The organism is Aminobacter sp. AP02, assembly GCF_003148805.1.
GTDB lineage: Bacteria > Pseudomonadota > Alphaproteobacteria > Rhizobiales > Rhizobiaceae > Aminobacter.
In genome coordinates this window covers 1-16,846 of the sequence record NZ_QGGX01000013.1, presented here as the reverse complement: position 1 = coordinate 16,846, position 16,846 = coordinate 1, and the positions used below count along the sequence as shown (strand labels likewise).

Annotated in this window: 14 protein-coding genes; 8 read left to right on the top strand and 6 right to left on the bottom strand. The window is 61.9% G+C overall.

Annotated features, from left to right (window positions below):
* Window positions 1-50 precede the first annotated feature (50 nt).
* From C8K44_RS17145 to C8K44_RS17125, 5 genes are all read left to right on the top strand, one after another.
* Window positions 51-1,523: a YcjX family protein gene (locus C8K44_RS17145; protein WP_109577029.1), complete on the top strand. Its 1,473-nt coding sequence runs from the start codon at window positions 51-53 to the stop codon at window positions 1,521-1,523.
* The gene (locus tag C8K44_RS17140) at window positions 1,520-2,608 is read left to right on the top strand and encodes a TIGR01620 family protein (protein ID WP_109577028.1); all 1,089 of its coding nucleotides are present in this window, start codon (window positions 1,520-1,522) and stop codon (window positions 2,606-2,608) included. Before C8K44_RS17145 ends, C8K44_RS17140 begins: the two co-directional genes overlap by 4 nt.
* Window positions 2,609-2,680: 72 nt before the next feature.
* Complete coding sequence (locus C8K44_RS17135) at window positions 2,681-3,235, top strand: hypothetical protein (protein ID WP_109577147.1); 555 nt, start codon at window positions 2,681-2,683, stop codon at window positions 3,233-3,235.
* A gap of 263 nt (window positions 3,236-3,498) precedes the next feature.
* Window positions 3,499-5,361 (top strand): monovalent cation:proton antiporter-2 (CPA2) family protein, encoded by a 1,863-nt coding sequence (locus C8K44_RS17130; protein ID WP_109577027.1) that lies wholly within the window; start codon window positions 3,499-3,501, stop codon window positions 5,359-5,361.
* A 2-nt stretch (window positions 5,362-5,363) separates the two neighbouring features.
* Window positions 5,364-5,909: a DUF924 family protein gene (locus tag C8K44_RS17125; protein ID WP_109577026.1), complete on the top strand. Its 546-nt coding sequence runs from the start codon at window positions 5,364-5,366 to the stop codon at window positions 5,907-5,909.
* A 4-nt stretch (window positions 5,910-5,913) separates the two neighbouring features.
* Here C8K44_RS17125 and C8K44_RS17120 read toward each other — a convergent pair whose 3' ends face one another.
* A complete protein-coding gene (locus C8K44_RS17120; protein WP_109577025.1) occupies window positions 5,914-6,489 on the bottom strand; it encodes a GNAT family N-acetyltransferase in 576 nt (191 codons plus the stop codon).
* A 67-nt stretch (window positions 6,490-6,556) separates the two neighbouring features.
* Here C8K44_RS17120 and C8K44_RS17115 point away from each other — a divergent pair, with 67 nt between their 5' ends.
* Window positions 6,557-7,885, top strand: coding sequence for a DNA polymerase IV (locus C8K44_RS17115; RefSeq protein ID WP_109577024.1), 1,329 nt, complete (start codon window positions 6,557-6,559; stop codon window positions 7,883-7,885).
* A 25-nt stretch (window positions 7,886-7,910) separates the two neighbouring features.
* Here the strand turns inward: C8K44_RS17115 and C8K44_RS17110 are convergent, their stop codons facing one another.
* The 4 genes from C8K44_RS17110 to C8K44_RS17095 all read right to left on the bottom strand — a co-directional run bounded on the left by C8K44_RS17110 (window position 7,911) and on the right by C8K44_RS17095 (window position 11,044).
* Window positions 7,911-8,219 carry a hypothetical protein gene (locus C8K44_RS17110; protein WP_109577023.1) on the bottom strand — a complete coding sequence of 103 codons (309 nt, stop codon included), beginning with the start codon at window positions 8,217-8,219 and terminating at the stop codon, window positions 7,911-7,913.
* Window positions 8,220-8,264: 45 nt separating this feature from the next.
* Window positions 8,265-8,930, bottom strand: a complete 666-nt coding sequence (locus tag C8K44_RS17105; RefSeq protein WP_109577022.1) for a L,D-transpeptidase — start codon at window positions 8,928-8,930, stop codon at window positions 8,265-8,267.
* 44 nt (window positions 8,931-8,974) lie between these two features.
* The gene (locus C8K44_RS17100) at window positions 8,975-9,868 is read right to left on the bottom strand and encodes a glycine betaine ABC transporter substrate-binding protein (protein WP_245417521.1); all 894 of its coding nucleotides are present in this window, start codon (window positions 9,866-9,868) and stop codon (window positions 8,975-8,977) included.
* Between the two features lie 165 nt (window positions 9,869-10,033).
* Complete coding sequence (locus C8K44_RS17095; RefSeq protein WP_109577020.1) at window positions 10,034-11,044, bottom strand: methyltransferase; 1,011 nt, start codon at window positions 11,042-11,044, stop codon at window positions 10,034-10,036.
* A 192-nt stretch (window positions 11,045-11,236) separates the two neighbouring features.
* On the opposite strand from C8K44_RS17095, the gene C8K44_RS17090 reads away from it, so the two are divergent.
* Window positions 11,237-11,650 carry a YciI family protein gene (locus tag C8K44_RS17090; protein WP_109577019.1) on the top strand — a complete coding sequence of 138 codons (414 nt, stop codon included), beginning with the start codon at window positions 11,237-11,239 and terminating at the stop codon, window positions 11,648-11,650.
* Window positions 11,651-13,003: an RNA polymerase sigma factor gene (locus C8K44_RS17085; protein ID WP_109577018.1), complete on the top strand. Its 1,353-nt coding sequence runs from the start codon at window positions 11,651-11,653 to the stop codon at window positions 13,001-13,003.
* Here C8K44_RS17085 and dnaE read toward each other — a convergent pair.
* Window positions 13,000-16,479, bottom strand: a complete 3,480-nt coding sequence (gene dnaE / locus C8K44_RS17080) for a DNA polymerase III subunit alpha (protein WP_245417520.1) — start codon at window positions 16,477-16,479, stop codon at window positions 13,000-13,002. The genes C8K44_RS17085 and dnaE overlap by 4 nt on opposite strands.
* Between the last annotated feature and the right edge of the window lie 367 nt (window positions 16,480-16,846).

The following is a 16,846-nucleotide window of genomic DNA, read 5'->3' as shown; positions in this document are numbered from 1 at the left end:
AATCTCGACGGCGCCACCTATATCGGTGGCGACCGCATGGGGATCGACGATTGGCGTCTCTGACCACTTTCACCGACGAGGCGCGCATTGCCCTCGACACGCTATCTGGGCGTGCCACCGGGCTTTTTGCGCCTTCGTTGCGGCTCGGCGTAACCGGCCTGTCACGCGCGGGCAAAACCGTGTTCATCACCGCATTCGTGCACAACCTGATCCATGGCGGACGGTTGCCGCTGTTTGAAGCCCAGAAATCGGGCCGCATTTCGCGCGCATTTCTCGAAGAGCAGCCCGACGACGCAGTACCTCGCGTCCAGTATGAGGACCATGTCGCGGCACTGGTCGACCAGCGCATCTGGCCAGACTCGACGCGGGCCATCTCAGAACTCAGGCTGACCATAGAATTCGAGTCAGCTTCGGGCTGGAACCGCATGTTTTCAGCCGGAAAATTGTCGGTCGACCTCGTCGACTACCCCGGCGAATGGCTGCTCGACCTGCCCCTGCTGGGCAAGAGTTACGACGATTTCTCCAGGGAAGCATTTGAACTCGCAACCCTGCCGGTTCGCTCCGACCTTTCGGAAGCCTGGCGCGAGCTTGCAGCCTCGGTGAAGCCCGAGGCGGACGCCGACGAGATGACGGCGCGACGGCTGTTCGAGAGCTTTGCTGCCTATCTCAAGGCGTGCAAGGACGATGAGCGAGCGCTGTCCACACTGCCGCCGGGACGTTTCCTGATGCCGGGCGACCTCGAGGGCTCGCCTGCGCTGACATTCGCACCCCTGCCGGGCCTTGCCCAGCGCGCGCGACCCGGCTCACTGCACGCAATGATGGAGCGGCGGTACGAAGCTTACAAAACCCATGTGGTGAAGCCGTTCTTCCGCGAACACATAGCCCGGCTCGACCGGCAGATCGTGCTGATCGATGCGATGCAGGCATTGAATGCCGGTCCAGGCGCTATCGCCGATCTAGAACGCGCGGTGACGGAAATCCTCGCCTGCTTCCGCCCCGGCCGCGGCAACCTCTTCACGGACCTGTTTTCGCGGCGCATCGACCGTATCCTGGTCGCGGCGACCAAGGCCGACCATTTGCATCACGAGAGCCATGATCGGCTGCAGTCGATCGTACGCCGACTGACGGATCGAGCCGTGGCACGGGCCAATCTCTCGGGTGCCGAGGTCGATGTACTCGCACTGGCTGCTGTCCGGGCCACGCGCGAGGGCACGGTCAAGCAGGGCCGAGAAACTCTCCCTGTCATCATGGGAACACCGATCGAAGGCGAAACCATCGGCAAGGACCGCTTCGACGGCAATTCCGAAACCGCCATATTTCCCGGCGACTTACCGGAAAAAGCCGATGTCGTGTTTCAGGATTTCGGCACCGACCATCGTCAGGACGCGAACGATCCGACAATCCGCTTCGTACGCTTCCGCCCGCCACGGCTGGAACGCACGGCCGAAGGTGTGACGCTGTCGCTGCCACATATCCGCCTCGACCGCGCCCTGCAGTTCCTTATCGGAGATCACCTCGCATGAGCGCTCCCCGAAAGCCGGCGGCATTTCGTATCGAACCGGAGAATGCCGTACAGGACGTCGCTCCCAACAAGCAGACGCAAGCCCCCCGGCCCGCCGAGCGCAAGCCGCGCGCGCTGGCCGCCGAAACTGCTGTCGTTACACCCGCCGAATTCGATGTATTCGACGAAGCGGACATCGCCGCCGCCGAACCGCCGCCGGCTATCGCGCCGAAGCGCAAGTCGCGCATTGGTGCCATCTTCCTTGCCGCTGCGGGCGTCCTGATCTCGCTCGGCGTCGGCCTTTGGACCGACCGGCTGATACGAGACCTGTTCACCCGCGCCGATTGGCTTGGCTGGCTGGCAGTGGGTGCGGCAGGCATCGCTGCGGTCGCTCTGCTGGTCATTGTCATCCGCGAGCTTCTGGCCGTTTTCCGTCTCGCGTCGGTGGAACGGCTGCGTAATCGTGCGACGGACGCAATCGAGCGCAACGACCCGGGCTCGGCCCGCAATGTCGTCGACGCATTGTCGAGCCTTTTGGCATCAAAGCCTGAAACGGCAGCAGGGCGGCGCGCGCTTGCGGATCTGCGTGGCGAAGTGATCGATGGCTCCGACCTGTTGCGCCTGGCCGAGACCGAGATCCTGACTCCACTTGATGCGCAGGCAAAGGTCCTCATCCTCGATGCCGCCAAGCGCGTGTCGCTGGTGACGGCGGTAAGCCCGCGTGCGCTGGTCGACATAGCCTATGTCGTCTTCGAAGCCGCACGGCTCATCCGCCGGCTGGCGGAGCTTTATGGGGGACGCCCTGGCACGCTCGGCTTCTTCCGGCTTGCCCGCGCGGCCCTTGCCCACCTTGCCGTCACCGGATCGATCGCCGTCGGCGACAGTTTCGTCCAGCAGGTTGTCGGCCACGGACTCGCGGCGAAACTCTCGGCAAAACTCGGCGAAGGCGTGGTTAACGGGATGATGACGGCGCGCATCGGCATCGCCGCGATGGAGACCGCGCGGCCCCTGCCCTTCAACGCCGTAAAACGTCCTGGCATGGGCGATTTCCTCGCCGCGCTCACCACATTCGCGGGCAAGGACAAGGCTACAGAAAAGGCGAAATAGACGAAGCATTAACCATTCTTGGTCATGGTCTTTGCAGCCAATTGTTCCAGTTTCCTGCTGTCGGGTGTACTCATGAAGCGCTTGTTGTTGTCCGCTGTCCTGCCTGCCGTGGCGGTGGCACTGCCATCCGTGGTGCAGGCAGAGACAGTCAAAGCGCCCGAGCGCGACAAGAAATTCTTCAAGTCGGTCGAAGGCGCATGGGTCGGCCCGGGCGAGATCGTCGCCGGCAAATACAAGGGCACCAAATTCACCTGCAATTTTACCGGCTCGACACCTGACGGGAAGGTCGGGATGTCGCTCGACGGCGGTTGCCGAGTGGGCGTGTTCACGCAGAAGATGTCGGCAACCATCGAACAGAAAGGCCGTGGCGGCTATGGCGGCACCTTCCTTGACGGTTCCGAGGGCAAAGGACTGGACATCGTTTCGGGTAGCGTCGTCGACAGCCGCAAGGTCGTGCTTGCGATCAACCGTAAACAGCTCAACGGTGTTATGCAGGCGCGCGTGCCGGACGACAATTCCATGCATGTCACCATTTCGGTTCGCGTCGACAAACAGCTGGTGCCCGTGATCGGCATGAAGTTGTCGCGTGTCGACGGTACCGCGGTCGGCGCCATCGCCAAGAACTGATTCTATTCCATAGACCCAACGATAGAACGGGGGGCGCTTTTGGCTGCCCGTTTTGCTTTTCGTCCTAGAACCAACCCTTGATGGGCATCAGGTGCCAGTGCCTTTGCAAGGGCCGCTGCCACCACCACGCCGAAACTACCGACATTTTCACAACGCGTCGCGATTCGAGCGGACGGGCGGGCTGTTCGGCGGCCCCCGAAGCACCTATCTTGGCCCTTTCAGCAAAGCGGCCGGCTGCCGCACGACAAGGATCGACGGGGCGCATGGCGGCAGAAGCATCGGGTGTCGATCTGGTTCCGGTGGTGGCGTTGCTTGCCGCAGGCGTTGTTGCCGTCCCCCTGTTCAAACGTCTCGGCCTTGGCTCGATCCTCGGCTATCTCAGTGCAGGCGTGATCATCGGCCCGTTTGGCATCGCGGTCTTTTCCGAAGCAGAGACAATTCTGCATGTTGCCGAGCTGGGCGTGGTGATGTTCCTGTTCATCATCGGCCTCGAAATGCAGCCATCGCGATTGTGGGGCCTGCGCCGCGAAATCTTCGGTCTTGGCGCCCTCCAGGTTGGCGTCTGTGCGCTGTTGCTGATGACAGTCGGGCTGGCAGGCGGTTTTTCGGTAGCTCAATCCTTCGTAGCCGGCGCAGGGTTTGTGCTGACCTCAACCGCAATCGTCATGCAGTTGCTCGACGAGCGCGGCGAGATGTCCACGCCCAAGGGCCAGCGCATGGTCTCGATCCTCTTGCTCGAAGACCTCGCCATCGTGCCGCTGCTGGCGCTTGTGGCCTTCCTCGCGCCTGTCGCGCCAAATGATGCAGGCACCGGCTGGGCCGGTAGGCTCAACGAGATCGGAATCGGCATCGCAGCGATCACCGGCCTGGTGATCGCTGGGCGCTATTTGCTCAACCCGCTGTTTCGCATCCTCGCCGAATCGCGCGCTCGGGAAGTCATGACCGCAGCAGCCCTTCTGGTCGTGCTCGGGTCGGCACTTGCCATGCAGTTGAGCGGCCTATCCATGGCGATGGGCGCCTTCCTCGCCGGCGTTCTGCTGTCCGAATCGACCTTCCGTCATCAGCTCGAGGCCGACGTCGAGCCATTCCGCGGCATCCTGCTCGGCATGTTCTTCATTGCCGTTGGCATGTCGCTCGATCTTATGGTGGTCGTCGCGAACTGGCAGCTGATCGCACTCTACGTCGTAGTCTACATGCTGATGAAGGGCCTCGGCATCTACATCGTTGCCCGCTTCCTCAGATCAGGGCACCGCGAGGCGCTGGAGCGAGCGGTGATCATGGCGCAAGGCGGCGAATTCGCCTTTGTGCTTTATTCCTCGGCCCTTGCCGTCGGCATCATCGATGGGGAAGCCAATGCAGTGCTTACCGCCATCATCATCATTTCGATGGTGCTGACCCCGTTGGCGATCATGTTGTTGCGCCGCTTCACACCCCAGGACGAACAGTCTCTCGAAGACGTCGACGTTGCAGCCGAACTCAGCGGCACCGTGCTAGTCATCGGCTTCGGTCGCTTTGGCCAGATCGCCAGCCAGCCACTGCTGTTGCGCGGTGTCGACGTCTCCATCATCGACAACGACGTCGAGATGATCCAGGCAGCCGCCGATTTTGGCTTCAAGGTCTATTATGGCGACGGTACGCGCCTCGATATCCTGCATGCGGCCGGTGCTGGGCGTGCACGAGCCGTCCTGATCTGCGTGGACAAGGAAGACGTCGCGGTGCGCATCGCCGAAAACCTCGCCGCCGAATTCCCGCTCGTGCCTGTACTGGCACGCGCCTATGACCGCGGCACGGCGATCCAGCTCATTCGCGCGGGCGTTGACTACCAGCTTCGTGAGACATTCGAATCGGCCATCATCTTTGGCGGCGCGACGCTCAAGAAGCTCGGCGAGGATCCAGACGACGTCGCCGAGGTGATCGAAGAAGTTCGCAACCGCGACGCAGCGCGTTTGGAGATGCAGATTGCTGGCGATATTCAGTCTGGCCGAGACTATCTGCAGGGCAACATAACCGGTCCGATACCGACACCGCTGACACCGCCGCGCCGCACCGCCAAGGCACTAAACGAAGAAGCCGCAAGCATGATCGCCCAGAAGACCGCGCCAGGCGGACAAACGGAGAGGAACTGACGATGATCAACAGGCAGCGCGCAACCGAAGTCGTGGCCTACTGGCGCGAGGCCGGCCCCGAAGGCTGGTTCCGCAAGGACGAGATGTTCGACGATGGTTTCCGCGGCCGCTTCGGCGACCTGCATATGGCTGCCGCCAAGCGCCAGTGCGATGGCTGGGCGGAAGATGCCGAAGGCGCGCTGGCGCTGATGATCCTGCTCGACCAGTTTCCGCGAAACTGCTTCCGGGGCAGCGGCCATATGTATGCTACCGATCCGCTCGCCCGCTACTTTGCGCGCAAGGCGATTGCCGATGGCCATGACCTCGCAACAGATGGGCCGATCCGGGTGTTCTTTTACCTGCCGTTCTCGCATTCCGAAGCACTGGCCGACCACGACATTCCGCTGGAGCGCTCTACAGCCCTTGGCGGCGACTATCTGAAACATGCCATCGGCCATCGCGACATCGTCGCGCGTTTCGGCCGCTTCCCGCACCGCAATTACATCCTCGGCCGCGAGTCGAGCGAACAGGAGCTCGCATTCCTGGAAGCGGGTGGTTTTTCCGGCTGAGCTGTCAAAGCTCCAAGCGCATCAAAGGGCGGCCAGGCCTGCGTTCGATAGCGCGGGCGAAGCCTGCCTTTTCAAACACCCGCGTCGAGCCGACAAACAGGCCGACCGAACGCGAATCCTTCGACTGGTCCATCGGGCACGCTTCGACAACGCGGGCGCCCGATTGCCGCGCGAACGCGACGCCAGCATCCACCAGCCGGTGCGTCAGCCCCTGGCCGCGCGCCTTGCTGCGGATGAAGAAACACGAAATCGCCCAAACGCTTGGATCGCGGGCATCATCCGGGTCGAGCGGTGCTGAGCCGCGGCCCGCATTGTTGAACTCGGGAACGTCGGAGCGTGGACCGATCTGCATCCAGCCGCTTGCCTCGCCGTTTTCGAAAGCAAGGATGCCCGGCGGCGGCCCGGACTCGATGCGCGCCTTGATGTGATCCTTGTTACGCTCGCGATTGTTGTCGCGACGGGTCGCCGGCGGGAGCCTGAAGTAGGTACACCAGCAGCCGTAGCAAGCGCCCTGCTTGCCAAAAAGATCCTCGAAATGCGGCCATAGTTCCGGCGTCAACGGCGAGATGGCAATAGTCATGGCATAGCTCCGTCACACAGCCTTGTCCCGAAGGGGCAGCTGACATAAAATCACATTTGTTCTCTTTATGTTCGCAGTGAAGGCGATGCCTGTCAACGATCCCAGCCACGGTTTCTGCCGCGACTGCCTTGCCCTTCAGCGCGGCGCGGGGCCGCGCTGTCATGCCTGCGGCAGCCCTCGCCTGTTGCGCCACCCCGAATTGTACAAGCTTCACCTCGCCCATATCGACTGTGACGCCTTTTATGCGGCTGTCGAAAAGCGCGACAATCCTGACCTGAAGGACAAACCTGTCATCATCGGCGGCGGCAAGCGCGGTGTTGTCTCGACCTGCTGCTACATCGCCCGCATCCATGGCGTGCGCTCGGCAATGCCGATGTTCAAGGCGCTGGAAGCTTGCCCAGAAGCGGTGGTTGTCAAACCAGACATGGAAAAATATGTCCGCGTCGGGCGCGAGGTGCGTTCGATGATGCAGGCGCTGACCCCACTGGTCGAGCCGATCTCCATCGACGAGGCATTTCTCGATCTCGACGGCACCGAGCGGCTGCACGGTCTGCCGCCAGCGCTGGTGCTCGCCCGGTTCGCGGTCGCGGTCGAAAAGGAAATCGGCATCACCGTCTCCGCCGGGCTGTCCTACTGCAAGTTCCTCGCCAAGATCGCCTCCGACTTCCGCAAGCCGCGCGGCTTTGCCGTGATCGGCGAAGCAGAGGCGGTCGGCTTCCTTGCCGAGCAACCCGTGACCATGATCTGGGGCGTGGGCAAGGCGTTTGCAGCCACGCTCGAAAGCGACGGTATCCGTTCCATCGGCCAATTGCAGCGCATGGATCGCAACGACCTGATGCGCCGCTACGGCACCATGGGCAGCCGGCTCTACCATTTGTCACGCGGCCAGGACGACAGGCGGGTTTCACCCGACCACGAGGCCAAGAGCGTTTCTGCGGAGACGACGTTCGACAGTGATCTCGCCTCGACTACGGACCTAGTTCCGGTATTGCGGGCGCTGTCGGAAAAGGTCTCGGCCCGCCTGAAGAAGGCAAGGATCGCAGGCCGCACGGTCGTGCTCAAGCTCAAGACGCAGGACTTCAAGACCAGGACCCGCAACCGCCAGCTCGCCGATCCGACACGGCTCGCCGACCGCATTTTCCAGACCGGGATGCAATTGCTGGAGAAGGAAACCGACGGCACCAAATACCGCCTGCTCGGCATTGGCGTCAGCGACCTTTCGGACGACGAACGCGCAGACCCGCCTGATCTTGTCGATCTCCAGTCACGCAAGCGCGCGTTGGCCGAAAGCGCGATCGATACGTTGCGCGACAAGTTCGGCCGCAAGGCTGTCGAGACGGGCTATACGTTTGGCAAAGGCCGCAATGCCCATCCTCCGGAGCCGATCGAAGACTAGGTCACGTGCTGGGTGCAAGCAGCCTTCAAGCCGCCTTCTGCACCGAAGTCACGTTGCCCGTATTGTCCACGATACAAGTATAACGCTGGCCCGACGCGTTGAGATCGACCTGGTATCTGGTGGCGTCGAGCGTCGACGAGCCGACGGGCAGCACCTTGTTGGCATCTACGCCGGCTTGCGTTGCCGTTGCGGTGGCGCAGGTCAGTTGCAGATCCGCTGGTGCGGTCTGGACGGTGGTCCGCGCCATGTTTTGCGGTTCAGGCGCGGTAGAGGAACAGCCTGCGGCCGCAAGGCCGATCAACAAGCCAGTCCCGGCAAGAAAAGCTGCTCGCATGATATCCCCTCATTCGACACGCTTGTTGTTATCAGATGACGGCGCCTACACCCCCTTGTAGAGCGCTGCCCCCTGCATCAGCACCACGACCTTGGCCCCGACTTGGACCTGCGAATACAGGTCGACGATGTCATCATTGTTCATGCGGATGCAGCCCGACGAAACGTCGAGGCCGATCGTCCAGGGCTCGGGCGTGCCGTGGATGCGGTAAATCGTGTCCTGGTCGCCCTGGTAGAGGTAGAGCGCGCGGGCGCCGAGCGGATTGTCGGGACCTCCGGGCATGCCGCCAGCGAATTTTACTGCGTTCGGATCACGTGCGACCATCTCGGCCGGTGGCGTCCAGGTCGGCCATTCGGCCATGCGTCCCACCCGCACGATGCCCGCCCAGCCAAAACCGTCGCGGCCGACGCCAATGCCATAGCGCACGGCCTTCAGACCGGGCAGCACGAGATAGAGGAAGTGCTGGTTGCCATCGATGATGATCGTTCCCGGCTTTTCAGCGGTGCGGAAGTCGACCACCTGACGCCGGAACGCGTCCGGGACCTGACCATGGGCGGCGTAGTATTGCCGCGCCTTCTTGCGATCATAGTTGACCCACTTGTGCGTCTTTGGATCGAATATCTGCGTCTGATCAGCAAAAGCGAGTGTCGTGCCAAGTCCGACTGCAACAGAAAGTGCAACGGCTCGGCGCAATCTTCCACCTAGACGCATTATGCCTGTCATTGAGCTTGTCCCCGTTGCGGACCTGTCCGGCCCTACTGCAGCCATGCCTTCACGCGATCTTCATGGCTCGCCACCCATTGCTCCGCATATTTCGCCGGATCCTGCCGTTCGACTTCGATGGCGTAGCTCATCGCCGTCACTTCGTCGGCGGTGAAATCAATATTGTCCAGTAACTTGGCAACTTGCGGCAAGCGTTTGGACAGCGAGGTTGCATAAGCGACGCTGAAACTTGACGGCTTCCAGGCCACTGGCGCATCCGACTTCGACAGCCACATAGGATCGTCCGCCTGCAAGACGATGTTCCATTTCGCAGCATCGAATGGCGGCTCGCTCAACTGTTTGACCTGGTGAAGTTCGAACACATGATGCGGGCTGTAGCAGTAAAAGATGATCGGCTTGTCGGTGGCAGCGGCGGCATCGACCGCCGACATGGCAACCTCTTCAGGCATTTCGAGCAGCGTCATCGTGTCGGCATAGCCATAGCTCTTGGCGCGAATGCGCTCGACATCGGTCGACAGCCAGCCGCGAGCACCGATCCACATCTCGCCCTTGCCGTCGCCGTCGGTGTCGAAGACCTTGGCCTTGGCGGGATCCTTCAGGTCGGCAACGTCGTGAATGCCAAAGTCGTCGTACGTCTTTTGCGTGACGCAAAGCCCCTGGGTCGCCGCCACATTGCGCGAACTCAGATGGACCGTTCCGCGTTCGGTGCTGAACTTCTGGATCAGCTGGTCGAAATTCGGTTGCCAAACTTCAGGGTAGACATCGACAGTCCCCGTATCCAGGCCAGTGAAGGCGATCATCGTGCCCATCTCCTGGACGTCGACCTTCACCTCGAGGGACTTTTCCAACGCAGCCTTGATGATGTTTGCGGACGCCTGTCCGGAGGGCCAGTTGGGCATCGCCACAACCAGATCGGCAGCCGACACCTGGAAGGCTCCTCCCAAGACCGCAGCTGTTACGCAGACACCACGCAATAGGGGCTTCATATCGTCCGCCTGCCATCGTTTCCGCTGATGGGCAGGATTTATTCTTATCGGTGCCAAGTCAAGCCGAGTTCCGCCACAATCGGTGGTCGCGAAAAACCGATGGCTTCAGTCCGGCACGCCTTCGATGATGCTGATGCGCGGACCGGCATTGATCGTTCGCGTCAACCTGAAGCCTGAAGCCTCGAATAGCCGGGCGAACTCGTCAGCAGTTCGCTCCTGCCCTCCTGGCACCGCGAGCATGTTGAGGTCGGCGAACTTCACGCGCGCGCCCTCGTTGGGCGGTGCCAACACCGCCTCCAGGACCAAAAGCTTGCCGCCTGGACGCATCGCGCGCCGGCTGCTTTTCAGGACCGCGATGGAACGTTCGTCATCCCAGTCATGGATAATCCACTTCATGACGTGCGCGTCAGCACCGTCGGGAACCGCTGCAAAGAAGTCGCCACCAACGATCTGACAGCGCTCCGCGACCAGGGCCGCCTGAAGTGTGGGCGCCGCACCTGCAACCACCTGCGGTTGATCAAACAGGATGCCTCTTTGGGAAGGATTACGCTTCAATATCCCGGCGAGAAGCGCGCCTTGCCCGCCACCGACATCCATGACCACGTCGAAAGGACTGAAATCATAGGCATCAAGCACCGCGTCGGCCACCAGGCGCGACAACGAAGTCATCGCCCGATCGAATGTCACCGACTCCTCAGGGTGCTCCGCCCGGTATTGCCAGACCCCCATGCCATGGGCATGCTGGAATGCGTTCTCGCCGGTGCGCACGCTGTGCAGCAACTCGCTCCACGCCTGACGGTAGTAGGCTCGTTCAACCATTCGCGCCCACCCAGCCACGGATTGAGGCGCATCCGAACACAGGCCGTATCCGAGCTCGGTCAACGTGAATCGACGGCCGTCTCCCTCATGCAGTACGCCGACAGAAGCAAGCGCGCGCAGCAGCCGGTATAGCGCCTGCGGATGAGAATGCGTTGCCGTCGCCAACTCGTCGCTGGTTCGGGCGCCATCGGTAAGTTGATCTGCGATACCGAGTGTTGCAGCGACGCAGATCGCCTGTGACACCTGGTATCCGTTGACCATCTGCATGAGTTGAGTGGTGGCGGCATTTTCGTCCATGACGACACTCCGGCTTCACACATACGCTCAAACTAAAATACCACTACAGGTTGCCACCGGCAACGCGCCTCCAATTGGTCCCTAACTCAGAAAAAATTCTTTGAAGCGTCGATCCTGCTAACCTCCACTCGTCGTGTTGGCGGATCGAAGGCCGGCAATGGGTGCTGGCCGAGCAACCCAGGAGCACAGAGCATGCGTTTCATGATCGTCGTCAAAGCCAGCAGGGACTCCGAGGCAGGCATCATGCCACCAGCCGAAATGATCAGCGCGATGGCAGACTATCACGAGGAACTGGCCAAGGCCGGCGTGCTGCTTGACGGCAGCGGCCTGCAACCGAGTTCCAAGGGCTGGCGGATCAAATGGTCCGGTGGCAAGAAGACCATCACCGACGGCCCCTTCGCAGAAACCAAGGAACTGATCGCTGGCTACACCATCATCCAGGTGAAGACGCGTGAGGAAGCGATGGAGTGGGCCAACCGTTTTCCGAACCCTCAGATCGAAAATGGCGAGATCGAAGTGCGCCAGATGTTCGAGCTAGAGGATTTCGAACACAGCGAAGGCATCGACCGCTTCCGCGAAATGGGCATCGCACAAGACAGGACATAGATGCCCACGAACGATCGCCATTCGCGGGACCACCCGGACCTGTATCCTCAGCCCGACGACAGCGTTGCCAAAAGCCGGGCGACGCATCGGGCCATCGAGACGGTGTTCCGAATGGAGCGGGCGCGGATCATTGCAGCACTCGCCCGCTTCACGCGCAATGTCGACCTCGCCGAAGAATTCGCCCAGGACGCGCTGATCGCAGCATTGCGTAGTTGGCCGGAGGACGGCGTTCCGGACAAGCCCGGCGGCTGGCTGATCACCTCCGCCAGGCGTCGCGCCATCGACCATTTCCGCCGGACCAAGATGGCGCATGGCAAGCTCATGCTGCTCAGCATCGATGCCGAGGCCGAGGCACCGGTCGGACCACCAGACAGCGACGCCGATTTCGGCGACGAAATGCTCGGGTTGATGTTCGTGTCCTGCCATCCGGTTCTATCGACGGAAGCACGCGTTGCCTTGACGCTCCGGCTGATCGGCGGACTGACGACCGAGGAAATCGCACGCGCCTATCTGGTCACTGAAACCGCCATGTCCCAACGCATTGTGCGGGCGAAGCGTCTGTTGTCGGAGGCCGGAGTCCCGTTCGAAATGCCCAATGGATCCGACCGCGCGGAACGACTGACTTCCGTGCTCGAAGTGCTTTATCTGGTCTTCAACGAGGGATATTCGGCGACCAAGGGCGACGACTGGATGCGTCCGCAGCTATGCCAGGAGGCGATGCGACTGGGGCGAATGCTGGCGAGCCTCGCTCCCAACGAAGCGGAAGTCCACGGCCTTATCGCCCTGATGGAAATCCAGGCATCGCGGCTGCCGGCCCGCAGCGATGCCCAAGGCCGTCCGATCCTCCTGCTCGACCAGAACCGCACCCGCTGGGATCACCTGCTGATCAATCGCGGGCTTGCAGCCCTTGCCAGGGCACAAGCACTGCCCCAGCCCGGGCCCTACACACTGCAGGCGGCCATTGCCGCCTGCCACGCGCGTGCCCGCACCGCGGAAGAGACCGACTGGAAACGCATTGCTGCGCTCTATGCGGCGCTCGGCGAGCTTGCCCCCTCGCCCGTGATCGAACTGAACCGTGCCATGGCACTGGCGATAGCGTTCGGCCCGGCCGCCGGGTTGGAACTTGCCGACCAGCTTGCGTACGAGCCGGCGCTACGCAACTATCACTTTCTGCCCAGCGTGCGAGCCGACCTGTTGATGAAGCTCGGCCGTGTTCACGAAGCGCTCGGCGAATTCGAACGGGCGGCGGCGCTGACGCAGAACCAGCGCGAGCGAGCAATGCTGCTGGAGCGCGCGCAGTCCTGCCGGGACGCGCTGGTACGCAAGGGCAGCGACAAAGGTTTCCTGACCTAGACCAGTTCTACTTCGACAACCCCTGGCACGGCCCTCATGGCAGAGGCGATCGACGGCGTAATGCGATAGCGATTGGGCAGTTCGATCTCGATCTCGCCCTGCGCTTCGCCCTTGAGCACGATGAAGCTGACCTCGCCCTCGCCGCGTACCGTCAACTGATTGGACAGCATGTTGAGCGGGGCCGCGTCACGCACGAAGATGCGCAGCGTCTTTTGCACCCGGCTTGCTTCGTCTTCGAGCGACTGCACCGTCTGGATGCGCAGGTTGACGCCCTCCGGACGGTCCTCGGCAGCAACGGTGATGACCACCGACCTGCCCGGCTCGAGCAGATCGCGATACTGGGCCAGCGCCTCCGAAAACAGCACCGACTCGTACTGCCCCGAGACGTCGGAGAACTGGATCACACCCATCTTGTTGCCGGTCTTGGTCTTGCGCTCCTGCTTGGTGGTGACTGTTCCCGCCAAGCGCCCCGCGGTCGCCCCGCGCTTCACCGCAGCAGCGAAATCCGTCCAGTTCTGGACACGCATCTTTTCCAGAGCCGATTTGTATTCGTCGAGCGGGTGCGCCGAAAGGTAGAAGCCGACGACCTGGAATTCGCGATGCAACCTGTCGGCTGGCAGCCATGCATCTGCCTGCGGCAAGTGCAGCACCGGCGCCTGGCCGGAAAACGCGCTGCCAAAAATGTCGGACTGGCCTAGCGTGGCGTTCTCATGCGCCAGCGAGGCCAGGCCCATCATTCGTTCGATGCCGGCCATCAGCGCCGCGCGCTCATACCCGAAGCAATCGAAGGCCCCGGCCATGATCAGGCTTTCGAACACACGCTTGCCAACGATCTTCGGATCAATGCGCTCACAAAAGTCTGCGAGGCTGGCAAAAGGCTTTTCCGCGCGCTTGGCGACGATGTGGTGGACCGCGGCTTCGCCGACGCCCTTGATGGCAGCAAGCGAGTAGAAGATCTTCTTTTCGCCAACCTCGAAGTCGCGGAAGCTGGTCATCACCGACGGCGGAACGACCTCAATGCCAAGGCGCATCGCGTCCTGGCGGAAGTCATTGAGCTTGTCGGTGTTGGACATATCGTAGGTCATCGACGCGGCGAGGAACTCGACCGGGTAATGCGCCTTCAGATAAGCCGTCTGGTAGGATACGATGGCATAAGCGGCCGCGTGCGACTTGTTGAAGCCGTAGTCGGCAAACTTGGCGAGCAGGTCGAAGATCGCGTTGGACTGGGGCTTGGAGACGCCTTTTTCCACCGCGCCGGTGACGAAGCGCTCGCGCTGCTTGTCCATCTCCGCGCGGATCTTCTTGCCCATCGCGCGACGCAAGAGGTCAGCCTCGCCCAGCGAATAGCCCGACAGCTCCTGGGCGATCTGCATGACCTGTTCCTGGTAGACGATGACCCCTTGGGTCTCCTTCACCAGATGGTCGATCATCGGATGGATCGAGGCGATCTCCTCGTCGCCATGCTTGCGGGCGTTGTAGGTCGGGATGTTCTCCATCGGGCCCGGGCGATAGAGCGCCACCAGCGCGATAATGTCTTCGACGCGGTCGGGCTTCATGCCGATCAGCGCCTTGCGCATGCCAGCACTTTCAACCTGGAAGATGCCGACCGTTTCGCCGCGCGACAGCATCGCATAGGTCAGCGGGTCGTCGAGCGGGATTACGGCAAGGTCGATGTCTACGCCGCGCCGGCTGATGAACTGCAGCGCCTTCTGCAGCACCGTCAGCGTCTTCAGGCCAAGGAAGTCGAACTTCACCAGCCCGGCCTGCTCGACGTACTTCATGTTGAATTGCGTGACCGGCATGTCCGAACGCGGATCCCGGTACATCGGCACCAGTTCGGACAAGGGACGGTCACCAATGACGATGCCGGCGGCATGGGTCGAGGCGTGGCGATAGAGCCCTTCGAGCTTCTGCGCCATGTCGAGCAGCGTCTGGACGATCGGCTCGCGTTCGGCCTCTTCGGCAAAGCGCGGCTCGCCCTCTATCGCTTGTCCCAAAGTCACCGGATTTGCCGGATTCTGCGGCACCATCTTGCACAGCTTGTCGACCTGGCCGTAGGGCATCTGCAGCACGCGCCCGACGTCGCGCAACACGGCGCGTGCCTGCAGCGTTCCGAAGGTGATGATCTGCCCCACCTGGTCGCGGCCATATTTGCCCTGAACGTAGCGGATCACCTCTTCGCGCCGGTCCTGGCAGAAGTCGATGTCGAAGTCGGGCATCGAAACGCGGTCGGGATTGAGGAAGCGCTCGAACAGCAGCGAGAAACGCAGCGGGTCGACGTCGGTGATGGTCAGCGCATAAGCGACCAGCGAACCAGCGCCCGAACCGCGGCCGGGTCCGACTGGAATGCCCTGCAGCTTGCCCCACTTGATGAAGTCCGCAACGATCAGGAAGTAGCCGGGGAATTTCATGCGCTCGATGATGCCGAGCTCGTATTCAAGCCGCTCCGTGTATTGCTCCGACGTGTAGCCTTCGGCCAGCCCACGCGAAGCTATGCGCATGGCAAGGCCATCGTGCGCCTGCCTGGTCAGTTCGGCGGCTTCGGCTGCGACCGCCGCATCGGCATCGGCTATGTCGCCGCCGGTGAAGCGCGGAAGGATCGGGTTGCGGTTCTTCGGATAGTACGAGCAGCGCCGGGCGATCTCGACCGTATTGTCAATCGCCTCAGGCAAGTCTGCAAAAAGCTCCGACATCTCCTTCTGAGACTTGAGGTAATTGTCGGGCGTAAGCCTGCGGCGATTGTCTTCCGCGACCACGGAGCCCTCGGCGATCGCGATCAGCGCGTCATGTGCCTCGTAGTCGGCGCGCGCCGGGAAAAACGCCTCGTTGGTGGCGACCAGCGGCAGATGATGGCGATAGGCAAGTTCGACAGTTGCCGCTTCGATGCCACGATCGTAGCCGGCCAGACGCTCCACTTCCACGTAAAGCCGGTCGCCGAACATGGCCTTGAGGGCCAGCAGGCGATTTTCTGCCAGCGGTGCGTGATCGCTCTTGATCGCAGCACCGATCGGCCCGCGAGGACCGCCGGTCAGGCAGATGATGCCTTCCGCCGATGCCGCAAGCCAGTCGAGCGTCGCATGCACAGGATCGCCCGCAGGCGTTTCGAGATAAAGGCGGCTGACCAATCGCACGAGATTGGCGTAACCCACCTCCGTCGCGGCCATGAGCACCACGGGCAATAGCTCAAGAGGAGCCTTGAACACCGGCCCGCGCTGAGCGGGATCGACAGCCTCGGCAAAATCGACATCCACCTGACAGCCAATCAAAGGCTGGACGCCATCCTTGGTGGCCTTTTGGGCGAATTCGAGCGCACCAAACAGATTGTTGCTGTCGGCTATTGCGATGGCCGGCGCCTGGTCCTTGACGGCATAGCCTACGACCTTGCCGAGCGGCAAGGCACCCTCAAGAAGCGAATAAGCAGAGTGAACGCGAAGATGGATGAACATCCGATCGGAAGCTTCTGGCTTGTCAGCCATTTTTAACGCTTCACGCTTGAGCGGGTCGCGCGGGAGCCTGTCACTCGACATCGAATCGTCTGCCATTGAAATGAGAATTCCGCAGCCATGTTCGGTCACCGTTGCCGCCATGTCCATCCCGCAAGGGGTCGCGCCAGCATCGGCTTGTGGAGTACCATCGCAGGCGCCGCTTTACGACCGTGCGGTGTCGTCTTCCAGGTTGATCGCCCCGGCAAAACCTGAAACCCTGCTGCCAGACATTTGCCCCTGACTTTGCTTGAAGGAACATCGCCATGAAAACCCGCGCCGCCGTAGCCGTTGGAGCCGGAAAGCCGCTCGAGATCATGGAGGTGGACCTTGAGGGGCCGCGCGAGGGCGAGGTGCTGGT